The organism is Nitrospiria bacterium, assembly GCA_035498035.1.
GTDB lineage: Bacteria > Nitrospirota > Nitrospiria > JACQBZ01 > JACQBZ01 > JACQBZ01.
Genome location: DATKAN010000062.1, coordinates 1 through 10,757, shown reverse-complemented (window position 1 = coordinate 10,757; position 10,757 = coordinate 1). Strand labels below are relative to the sequence as shown.

At 58.6% G+C, this 10,757-nt stretch carries 10 protein-coding genes and 1 tRNA gene; 4 read left to right on the top strand and 7 right to left on the bottom strand.

Translation table 11 applies throughout. The annotated features are described in order from the left end of the window. Positions 1 to 90 precede the first annotated feature (90 nt). The 4 genes from VMN77_12285 to VMN77_12270 all read right to left on the bottom strand — a co-directional run bounded on the left by VMN77_12285 (position 91) and on the right by VMN77_12270 (position 2,661). A complete protein-coding gene (locus tag VMN77_12285; protein ID HTN44564.1) occupies positions 91 to 558 on the bottom strand; it encodes a hypothetical protein in 468 nt (155 codons plus the stop codon). A gap of 60 nt (positions 559 to 618) precedes the next feature. Further along, on the bottom strand, positions 619 to 972 hold the full coding sequence (locus tag VMN77_12280) for a hypothetical protein (protein ID HTN44563.1): 354 nt from the start codon (positions 970 to 972) through the stop codon (positions 619 to 621). 537 nt (positions 973 to 1,509) lie between these two features. Next, positions 1,510 to 1,581, bottom strand: a tRNA-Met gene (locus VMN77_12275). Between the two features lie 132 nt (positions 1,582 to 1,713). Further along, the gene (locus VMN77_12270) at positions 1,714 to 2,661 is read right to left on the bottom strand and encodes a chlorite dismutase family protein (GenBank protein ID HTN44562.1); all 948 of its coding nucleotides are present in this window, start codon (positions 2,659 to 2,661) and stop codon (positions 1,714 to 1,716) included. Positions 2,662 to 2,885: 224 nt separating this feature from the next. Between VMN77_12270 and ileS the strand changes: the two genes are divergently transcribed. The 4 genes from ileS to VMN77_12250 all read left to right on the top strand — a co-directional run bounded on the left by ileS (position 2,886) and on the right by VMN77_12250 (position 7,664). Then, positions 2,886 to 5,699, top strand: coding sequence for an isoleucine--tRNA ligase (ileS, locus tag VMN77_12265; GenBank protein ID HTN44561.1), 2,814 nt, complete (start codon positions 2,886 to 2,888; stop codon positions 5,697 to 5,699). Position 5,700: 1 nt separating this feature from the next. Then, a complete protein-coding gene (lspA, locus tag VMN77_12260; GenBank protein ID HTN44560.1) occupies positions 5,701 to 6,222 on the top strand; it encodes a signal peptidase II in 522 nt (173 codons plus the stop codon). 125 nt (positions 6,223 to 6,347) lie between these two features. Further along, positions 6,348 to 7,334 (top strand): RluA family pseudouridine synthase, encoded by a 987-nt coding sequence (locus VMN77_12255; GenBank protein HTN44559.1) that lies wholly within the window; start codon positions 6,348 to 6,350, stop codon positions 7,332 to 7,334. A gap of 99 nt (positions 7,335 to 7,433) precedes the next feature. Then, positions 7,434 to 7,664: a helix-turn-helix transcriptional regulator gene (locus tag VMN77_12250; protein ID HTN44558.1), complete on the top strand. Its 231-nt coding sequence runs from the start codon at positions 7,434 to 7,436 to the stop codon at positions 7,662 to 7,664. Between the two features lie 62 nt (positions 7,665 to 7,726). Here VMN77_12250 and VMN77_12245 read toward each other — a convergent pair whose 3' ends face one another. The 3 genes from VMN77_12245 to moaA form a co-directional block, all read right to left on the bottom strand. Beyond that, the gene (locus tag VMN77_12245; GenBank protein HTN44557.1) at positions 7,727 to 9,148 is read right to left on the bottom strand and encodes a hypothetical protein; all 1,422 of its coding nucleotides are present in this window, start codon (positions 9,146 to 9,148) and stop codon (positions 7,727 to 7,729) included. A gap of 249 nt (positions 9,149 to 9,397) precedes the next feature. After that, positions 9,398 to 9,820 (bottom strand): CopD family protein, encoded by a 423-nt coding sequence (locus tag VMN77_12240; protein ID HTN44556.1) that lies wholly within the window; start codon positions 9,818 to 9,820, stop codon positions 9,398 to 9,400. A 60-nt stretch (positions 9,821 to 9,880) separates the two neighbouring features. Then, on the bottom strand, positions 9,881 to 10,757 hold an 877-nt coding region (gene moaA, locus VMN77_12235; GenBank protein HTN44555.1), incomplete at its 5' end, for a GTP 3',8-cyclase MoaA.

Genomic DNA, 10,757 nt, shown 5'->3' with positions numbered 1-10,757 from the left:
CACCTTTGTGGAAAAATCGAAACGGTCGGCCGTCACCGGAAGAGAGAAATCTTAGCCCGCCGCTTCGATGGCGCCGGTGAGGGATCCCGCCTAATTTGTCGCGGATCCCGGAAAATAGATCGTGTGCGATTCATAGGGGTCGACGTGTCCGGACCGGGCCTGTTTGAGCCGGTCCAGATCGATGTAGGCGTTGAGCGCGATATGGCCCTCATGACCGGGGGCCACGACCCGGCAGCCTCTCACCCCGCGCAGCGCCTGATGGCTCGCGTTGAAAAGATGGAAGACCACGCAAATATCCCGGGATTGGGGGGCGTCGTTTTTGACCGTGGCGGTCCAATCGAACAGGCCCCGGTTCAGTTGCGGCCATTTGATCGTCGCCGGATGCCATGATTGATCTACCAGATCGGCGTCGAGTTTTTCCGCCGCCCGGACGACGTCCGGGGCCTCGACGGCGGCGGCCGCCGGCATCGCGTCCGGGACCCGGATCGGCCGGGTTGTGCAGGCCGTCAGGGCGATCTCAAGGAAAAATACCGCGGCTATGACTTGTGTCACCTTCATGATGGACCCGAATAGAACCTTTAACCATCGGACTCCCTCTCCACAAGAAACGCCTTATGGCTAATACTTCTCCGATTTCATAGAGCTCTGATTTCGAATGGAGACGGAATGAGCCAAGAGCGTTCCCTTGTCATGGGTATAATGCAAGGCCACATGCGATCCTTCCTTGAGATCCCCCAGCATGATCTTTTTGCCCTGGTCGGTAAGGCTGGCCTGCGGGGCAAGGTGGAAGACAAACTCCTTCTCCTTGTTTTTCACATCCGCCGAGACGGCGACGGTATCGGCGGCCGTGTCCACCTTCTTCACCTCGCCGTAAATCAGGTGCATCTTTTCGGTTGCGGCCATCGCAACCGGCCCGCTAAACAAGACAAGGGCTATGACCATTCCCTCCAAAATACTTTTTATATTCCACATGGCTGTACCTCCTGTTCTGGATCGGGTTCATTTCCTGAATGCATACGGGTTCTTATTCCCTATGCCTTTTTCCAATTGTCGACGATGTCAACCGCGCTCATATATTCCATATCATTAATAGGTAGCAAAAATCATTCCACTTCATCGAGACGAAAAAGCATAAAGGTAGTGCCCGAATCGGCCAACGGTTCGGGTTTCATGACCCGAAAAACGGGAAATCGGTTCCCGGATTCTTGGGACGGTTTATCGATGAGAGGAGTGGATATCTTCCAAGGACTGGCACCTGCCGGGTCACGGATCACCGAGGATAACTCAGCGGTAGGCGCATCAGGGTCGGGAAAGTCACCGGGATGGGAGCGAATGAAAATTTGGCAGGACGGAGGGATTGGCTCGCCTAAAGGCTCAAGGCCGGATGAGACAACTAAGGAAAATGGAACAATGGAGAATAGACCGCAATCTCGCGCCGCGATTTGTTTTATCTATTGTTCCATTGTTCTAATGCTCGATTGCTCCAAAATTTTTGCCTTGCAAAAATTTTAGCGGCGGAGGGATTTGAACCCCCGGCCAAGAGATTATGATTCTCCTGCTCTACCACTGAGCTACGCCGCCATAATCGATGGATGCAGGAACTTACTGTAACAATTCCGATGGCACCCCGTCAAGAAGGACCGCTATAAAACACGAAGAGCGCCGGTGAGGCGCCCTTCGCCCGAATAAAACTCCCGTCACACGTTAGGCCGGTCAGCCTCCCAGGAGCTCGAGCGTCTCCTTGATACCCCGGTTGACGCAGGTGAAGATCGGCGTGTCCCGTTCGGTGTAGAGCCGACCCTGGGTTTCGCGGAGATCCATCAGCAGATTGACGAAATCCTCCGGCTTGTCCGTCTCGAACGCCAGCGCGAACTCCTGATCGTCCAGTCCGAACGAATAGGTCGTGTTCAGCTTGACCGAGGGGTATTTGTTCCCGACGATGATATGCTCGTCCATCATCCCCTGGCGGGTATGCTTGGTCAGAAGGTACCACTCGGCCGTCTTCACGAAGGGGTACATGAAAAGATACTTGGCCTTGCCGGGAATGATCCGCAGCCGCTGTTCCTCGTGCTCCGGATTGATCTTGTCCACGTAGATCGAACGCTTGGTGATCGCGAGGTAGGAATACGGAGTCGTCAGGTAGTTTCCAAGCTTGGTGGCCAGGAGCTTGGCCGTGAAGTCCTGCATGTACTCGAGCGAGTACCCGATCCGCCACATCATGAAGTCCACGTCGCCGCGGGTGCCCATGGTTGAATAGGTCATCACCATGAACTGCTTCCGGTCCTTTGTGTACTCCTCCACCACCTGGCTGAATTCTTTCTTGCCCTGTTCCCGTTCGGACTGCGGGAGCCGCCTCCAAAGCGGATCGACCTTGTAAAACAAAAAGCTGACGTATTGCTGGGCGGCGGGGCGTTTCGGAGCGGTCTGGGGCCCTTCCTGGGGTTGCGGGGCCGGAACATCGCCCTGCTCCCGGGCCGACTTGGCTTGCGCCACGACGGCCGGATCGATCAGGCTGATCCCCTGGCTCCTGGCAAAATCCTCCACGCTGCGCATGGCCGATTTCCGGACAATGAAGGGCACGTTTTGCATCTGGGCGCGCCCTTCTTCCGTCCATTGCGGCTGGGCGGGCGCCTCGGTTTCAACTTCTTCGTGGTCACTCATATAATCCTCCGACACTTCTTATTCGATGAATCCAGCGGACAAGGGCTTTAGAACACTAAAATGAATTACTCCATAAATATACTAATTCGACCCGGTTTGTCAAATTTTTTCTGGGGCTGAAATTCGTCCCGGATCCGCTTTCTTGACAAGGTCCGTCGAGGGTGTTACTATCAAAAAATTCCAAACGTTTAGATGACTTAGCCGATTCGGACGACGAACGAACCATGGATTATAAAGCGACCCTCAACCTTCCAAAAACCGATTTCCCCATGAAGGCCGCCTTGAGTCAAAAGGAGCCGCAGCTCCTGGCCCAATGGGATCGGGACGGGCTGTACGAGCGGCTCCAGCGGCGGAACCAAAACCGTCCCCGTTACATCCTTCATGACGGCCCGCCGTATGCGAACGGGCGGATTCACATCGGCCACGCCTTGAACAAGATTCTGAAGGATTTCGTGGTCAAATCGAAGGCAATGGAAGGATTTTCGACGCCCTACGTTCCGGGTTGGGATTGCCACGGGCTTCCGATCGAGCATCAGGTCTTGAAAGATCTCGGGCCGAAGAAACAGGGAATGAGCCAGACCGAGATCCGAAAACTTTGCCGGGACTACGCGGATCGATTCATCCGGATACAGCGCGAAGAGTTCAAACGGCTGGGCGTCCTGGGGGATTGGGAGCATCCCTACCTGACGATGGACCCCGCCTACGAGGCCGCCATCGTCCGTGAATTCGGAAAGGTGGTGAAGACCGGTTCGGTGTATCGCGCCAAAAAACCGGTCCTCTGGTGCCCCAACGACGAGACGGCCCTGGCCGAAGCCGAAGTGGAATACGAAGACCACACCTCTCCGTCGATCTACGTGAAGTTCCCGGTCATGAATCCCGAAGGCCGGTTTCCGGTCGATTCCAAGGGCACGTCGGTCGTCATCTGGACAACGACTCCCTGGACGCTCGTGGCGAACCGGGCGATCTGTCTTCATCCCCGCTTTATGTATCGTCTCGTGAAGACCCCGGCGGGCGAATTGATCCTCGCGCAGGACCTGATCGAGGCCTGTATGAAAACCTTCGGATTCAATCCCGGGGATTACAAGATCAAGGAGGGGGCGTACGCCGGCCGGGAGCTCGTCGAAGACCGGCCGGTCCTCTGCCGCCACCCCTGGCTTGATCTGACGGTACCGCTGATTTTGGGGGAACACGTGACCAAGGACCAGGGCACCGGCTGCGTTCATACCGCACCGGGACACGGCCAGGAGGATTACGAGGTCGGCCAGCGCTACGGGCTCGAGGTTTACGCCCCGGTGGACGCGCACGGACGTTTTACTCAGGAAGCCGGCCCGTTCGCGGGACAGAAAGTGTTTGAAGCCAACAAGGCGATTATCACGCTGCTCAAAGACCGCGGGATGCTGCTCAGGGAAGAGGCCATCTCCCACTCCTATCCCCACTGCTGGCGCTGCAAGAAACCGGTGATCTTCCGCGCAACCGAGCAATGGTTTATCTCGATGGAGACGAAGGACCTGCGCCGTAACGCGCTGAAGGCGATTGATGACGATGTGACCTGGATTCCCAAATGGGGACGGGACAGGATCTTCGGGATGATCGAGAACCGGCCGGACTGGTGCATTTCCCGTCAGCGGGCCTGGGGGGTTCCAATCGTCGCCTTCGCCTGCGCCGACTGCAAAGCGCTTCTCTTCACGCCCGAGGTCGTGAACCATGTCGCGGACCGGATGGAACGCGAGGGCGGAAGCGACATCTGGTTCACCAAATCGGCGGACGATCTCCTGCCCAAGGGAACGGTTTGTCCGAAATGCGAGGGGGGCCGGTTTTCAAAAGAGAACGACATACTGGACGTATGGTTCGAATCGGGCGTCAGCCACGCGGCCGTGCTCCGGAGGCGACCGGAGCTGACCTGGCCGGCGGATCTTTATCTCGAAGGCTCGGACCAGCATCGCGGCTGGTTTCACAGCGCCCTCCTCACGTCGTTGCTGACGGAGGGCCGGCCGCCTTACAAGGCCGTGCTGACCCACGGCTTCGTCGTCGACGGCTCCGGCAAGAAGATGTCCAAATCGGCCGGAAACGTGGTCGCTCCCCAGGAAGTCATTGAAAAGAACGGCGCCGAGATACTTCGGCTCTGGATCGCCGCGACCGATTTTCGCGAAGACGTCCGGATCTCGCAGGAGATTCTGTCGCACCAGATCGAGGCCTATCGGAAGATCCGGAACACCTGCCGCTTTCTTCTCGGCAACCTGTACGACTTCGACCCGAAACGGGACTCGGTCCCGGATGAACAGTTGCACGAGATCGACCGATGGGCGCTGCACCGGCTTCAGGGGCTGATCCGCCGCGTGCGACAGGGCTACGCGCAGTTCGAATTCCACACGGTGTTCCATGCGCTGAACAATTTCTGCGCCGTGGACCTGAGCGCCATTTACCTGGACATTTTGAAAGACCGCCTCTATTCCGATCCGGCCGCATCGATCTCCCGCCGGGCGGCGCAGGGGGTTCTGTTCGAGACCCTTACGGTATTGACCCGGCTCATGGCCCCGATCCTTTCCTTCACGGCGGAGGAGATCTGGGGCCAGATTCCCCGGGGGTTTCGGGACGAAGACAGCGTCCATCTCGGCCTCTTTCCGACGGTGAAGGAGGCCGCCGTCGACCCGTCGCTGGAAGCCCGATGGGAGAAGCTACTGAGCATCCGGGAGGAGGTGGCCAAGGCGCTGGAAGCGAAGCGAAACGAGAAGGCGATCGGAGCCTCCCAGGATGCGAAGGTCCGGCTGTGGGCCTCGGGGGAATTGCATGACTTTTTATTGAAACACGAACCGCTTCTGGGCGCCGTCTTTATCGTGTCCAAGACGGAGCTGAAATCGTTCGAAAGCGGGAACCCGAACGAAATGGGCTTCGTCAGCGGCGTCCTGCCGTCCTTTGGGGTAAGCGTGTCGCGCTCCGACGACCCCAAGTGCGGCCGATGCTGGTATTACCGCGACACCGTCGGAAAAAATTCCCGTCACCCTTCCCTCTGCGCCCGCTGCGCGGAGGCTGTCGGCTGAAATGAGGCTCAAGGCCGCCTTCAAGACGGTCCTGGAAGACCCGCGCCGTTTTCTCTTCCTGGCCGGGGTGGCGGGGACGGTTTTTGTCGCCGACCAAATCACGAAAAGCGTGATCCAGCGGACGATGAGGCTGCATGAATCCATCCCGATCGTCGACCGGCTGTTCAGTCTCACCTACATCCGAAACCCCGGGGCGGCCTTCGGTCTCTTCGCCGAGCACGGCAACGGCCTGAGGATGGTCTTCTTCGCGACGATCTCGGTCGTCGCCATCTTTTTTTTGTGGACGCTCTTCGTGAATACTCCGAAGGAGGCCTTCCTGGGCCGCCTGTCCATCGCGTTGGTGATGGGCGGGGCCCTGGGAAATCTGGTGGATCGGGTGCGCTTCGGCGAGGTGGTCGACTTTCTGGATTTTTATATCGGCGCCTACCATTGGCCGGCCTTCAACGTGGCCGATTCCTGCATCAGCGTCGGCGTCGCATTGATGCTCTGGTATTTCATCCGCACTCCCTCCCTTCATGCCTGAGGGCGGCCGTTCATCGATGCGATGAGGTCCATGATCCACACAGCGCGGAGTCTGCCTCCCCGCGGAGACGAGCTCCGACCCGTATATTTTTGCCGATACGCGTCGCCGGAATGATGAGCCGGACCATGAAGCCGGAAAAACAAATCGTTTCCCGCGAGTTCACCATCACTCCCAAGTACGCCTCCGAACGTCTGGACCACTATCTGATCCGCCAGCAGGTGCATCCCTCGCGCACGTTTCTCCAGCGTCTGATCAAGGCGGGCGAGGTTCGGGTCAACGACCGGATCGTGAAACCGAATTACAAGGTCCGTCCCGGCGACCGGATCGTCTGCCGCATTCCGACCCCGGTCCCCCTGGAGCTGACGCCCGAGCCGATTCCTCTGGAGGTGCTCTACGAAGACGCCAGTCTCCTGGTCGTCAATAAGCCGGCCGGCCTGGTGATGCATCCCGCGCCGGGACATTACACGGGGACCCTGGTCCACGCCCTTCTGGCCCATTGCAAAGACCTCTCCGGGATCGGCGGCCGCGAGCGGCCGGGCCTGGTCCATCGGCTCGACAAGGACAGCTCCGGCGTGATCGTGGTGGCCAAGACGGATGCCGCCCACCGATCGCTTTCCCAGCAGTTCAAGAGCCATTCCATCGAACGGCAGTACCAGGCCATCGTCGTGGGCCGCCTGCCCAAGGGCGGCGGGACGATCGATCTGGCCATCGGCCGGGATCGGTGGGAGCGGAAGAAAATCTCCCACCGGACGTCCCGGCCCCGGGAGGCCCGGACGGCGTATCGGGTCCTCGAACGGCTCGGAGCCGCCACGCGGGTCGAAGTCCGTCCCCAGACCGGGCGCACCCATCAGATCCGCGTCCATTTTTCGTCGCTGGGCCATCCGATTCTGGGCGACAAGGTCTACGGCGGACGATCCGCGGTTATCGATTCGGTCCCCGCGGCCCGGCAGATGCTCCATGCCGAACGGCTGGGGTTTGTTCATCCCGAAAGCGGTGAACGCGTCGAGTTTTCCGCGCCGATCCCGGCCGACATGGAACGGGCGCTCGAATTCCTTCGCGGGAATCCGCTCGGAGAGCGTCATCCCCTCCGTGAGAGCGGTCTTCCTAAATAGCCTTGACTTTGACAACGATACAACGGTATACTCCATATTAAACTTTCTCATTTCATCCTATAAAGGGATCACAACCTCTAACCGGAAGGGAGTTTTGAAATGAAGCGGGTATCCAAATCGCACGTGGGGCAGCGGATCCGTTCGATTCGCGGGAAAGTCAATCAAACCGATTTCGCCAAGATGATCGGGGTGCGAAAGCAAAACTACGTCAGCCGCTACGAACACGGCCGGATTCCCAATCCGGAATTGTTGGTTCGGATCGCCAACTACGGGAAGGTCACGGTGGACTGGCTTCTGACGGGTCGCGGAAAAGGACCGAAATCCCGGTAAAACATCCGGCCCCGCAAGACGATTTTACGGGGCCGGGTCCTCTTCGTTCTTATCCCACTAAACTAAAACGCAAAGTCGAAGGCGACCAAGGTAGTCTGCCCGGTCTGATCCCCGCCCTCCGGGCTGGTCTTCTTCGTCGTGAACATGTTGTATTCGAGATGCAAGGTCGTGTCGACCCGGTTCGTGATATTGAAGTTATACCGCGCCAAGAGGGTATGGGAACTCACGTCGTTGAAGCTCTTCGAAACCGTAGGGTCGGCTTGTTTGGTATTTTGTACCATGTCGTAGCGGTAGCTGAACAGCCATTTCGCAAGCTGCGTCGGGGAGTAATCCACCTCCACAAAAGCTCCATTCCATTCCGCATCCCGGGCTCCTGGGATTGGAATTGGCTGTGATGAAAACAGGTGTGAGTTGTCCTTCGCCTTCATGTAGGCCCCGAAGATGTTCAATTGATTCATCGCGGTCAAGCTGAGGTCCACGCCCGCGCGATAAAACGGCTCGCCGTCTTTCGCGATCGCTCCGCAATCGGTCCCCGACGGCGATGTGCAGGCCGAGTTCGGCACAGTGGGAGCGTCGCCGTAGGCGCCGAACAGTCCGACCCGTTGACCCGTGACAATCCCGTAGCCGCCGATCGATTGGGTGACATGTCCGTAGAAATTGATTTTATGGCCCCCTCCTGTTCCGTCAACGTTGACGTCGCTGTTTGAAAGTGCGTTCAATGAATACCGGAAAAACCCGTCGCCTGGAGTGGCCTTGATCCCCGCCAGCTCCAGCCCCGGATGATTATCTCCGATCCCAAAATCGTTGGGGTTTGAATATCCCTGCGGACTTAATCCATCGCCCAACGCCGTCGTGTAGGGATGTCCGGCCTGATAATGGTACATCACGAACGGGGTATTGATCGTCGGGCTACGCTTTTCGCTGAACGGAAGGTCCAACTCATATTTGCCGACCCTCAGGTTTACCAGGTAATCGCTCGCGATAACATTATCCACCCGGAGGAAGGCCGCCTCGAGGTCGCTGTCTTCCAGGCTGTTGCCCGAACCGAATCCCGCGCTCCCGAGACCCGGGGTAAGGACAACGCCGAAACTGATATCCCTTGCCAGTGTACCGAAGGCCAGGATATCCAGGCCGGTGAACCCGAAATCACCGCTCGATATGGACGTGGTGCCGCCGGTTCCATTTGGGACCTTGGTGAGACTTGCGGCCTGGTATCCTACGGTCGTTCGAAACGAGACCGGCCAGTAGCCGTTCGTCAGCGCGTCGTTGGTCGGGAGGTCCGTGTCGCCCCCGAGCTGGTATCCATGATCCCGGAACTGATTCCCGAAGTCGTTCAACTTTGGAAACGCCGGCACATGGCAGACGCTGCAGGGAAGGTTATACTTCCGCGCGAAGGCCGGGATCGCGAGGGCCTGTTTGGCCGTCAGCGGTATCGTGAGCAGGAAGATGAGACCGGCCAATAACCCTATAAGGATACCCCGCATTGAAGCCTCCCGTGTTTTCTGTGAACCGATGTTTTCATGATCCGACATAGGACTGTCTTGTTATATGAAAAGATAGCAGAGATATGTTCCTTGTCAAGAAATGGCCCCGGAAAAACCAAACCTGTCATCGGGATAAAGGGGATCATATCAACGTGATCGGCCAAAATCAAGCCACTATAAAATGGGCCATGAACAAAAAGACCTACAATACCAGCCCCATTTGTTCGGATGGTCTCATCCGGCCGTCCTTCAACTCCTTGCGATCAGGACGGCCAGATAGATCACCCCCAAAGCGAGTAGGAGATTGGTCCGGGCAAGCCAGGGGACCAGGCGATGAAGGCGAGGGATGGAGGGTTGTTGCGGCGTCGGGTTCCCCTGCCGGGCCACAAGCAGAGGACCCAGGATAAAATCGTGGAGTGCGCTCAGGATGATCATGACCGCGACCAGCGTCAGCTTGATCATGAGCAGGCGGCCGATGAAGGTATTCCATTGAATCTGGAGATGGATGATATTGAGGAACCCGGTAGACAGCAAAACCAGAACGGCGATCCAGCCCACAGCCTTCGTGGCCGTTCCAACCTTCCGGAGCAGTTCCAGGCGCGTGTCCTGGGGAAACCTTCGGAGCGCGGGGGCCAGGATCAGGCTGATAAAGAGCATCCCCCCGATCCAGATGATCGCCGCGAGGAGGTGAAGCCAGATGACAAGGCCCCAGGCCAGAAATTCTCCGATGGATTACCCTCCGATGCCGGACATCGCGATTTGATAAACCGGATCGGGATCTTCCGCAAAATGATTCCCGGCCGGTTTCCGGTAGGCCGTCTCGAGAAGGAGATCGGAAAGCTCCTCGTCGCTCCAACCAAGCCGCATCGGGCCCTTCAGATCCACCCCGTCCTCATAGGCCAGGCAGAGTTGCAGACGGCCGCGGGCCGAAAGCCTCAGGCGGTTGCAGGTGGAACAGAACCGCTCGCTCACCGGGCTGACGATCCCGATCCGGGCCGTCGTGCCGGCAACCTGGAAATCCCGTGCCGTGGAGCCGTCTTGAAAAGGAAGGGGAACCAGCGGATGGCGTCGCTCGATGATCCGGCGAATTTCCGCGGCCGAAACGAAGCGATCGCGGTTTTCGATTCCGACCGAGCCCAGCGGCATGACCTCCAGGAAGCGTTGCGTCACCCCCTTGGAGACGGCGAACTCGACCAGATCCGGAAGCTCGTCGTCGTTGATCCCGCGAAGGACGACGGTGTTGAGTCTGACCGGCGCCAGCCCGACCTCGAGGGCCCGGTCGATTCCGGCCAGAACCTCCGATAATCGTCCGCCGCGCGTGATCCGATGAAAGCGGTCGGGACTCAGCGAATCGAGGCTGATATTGATCCGGTTCAGGCCGGCGGCTCTCAGATCCCCGGCCAGGGGAGCCAGGCGCGAGGCGTTGGTCGTCAGGGACAGATCCGTGCGTCCCCCGATCTCTCCATCCTCGGAAAGCATCCCGATCAGGACGGGCAGGTCGCGACGGACCAGCGGCTCCCCGCCCGTGATCCGAACCTGAGTGATACCCAGGCGGCACAGGATCCGGACAAGACGCCGGATCTCTTCAAACGTGAGGACCTCCGGCCGG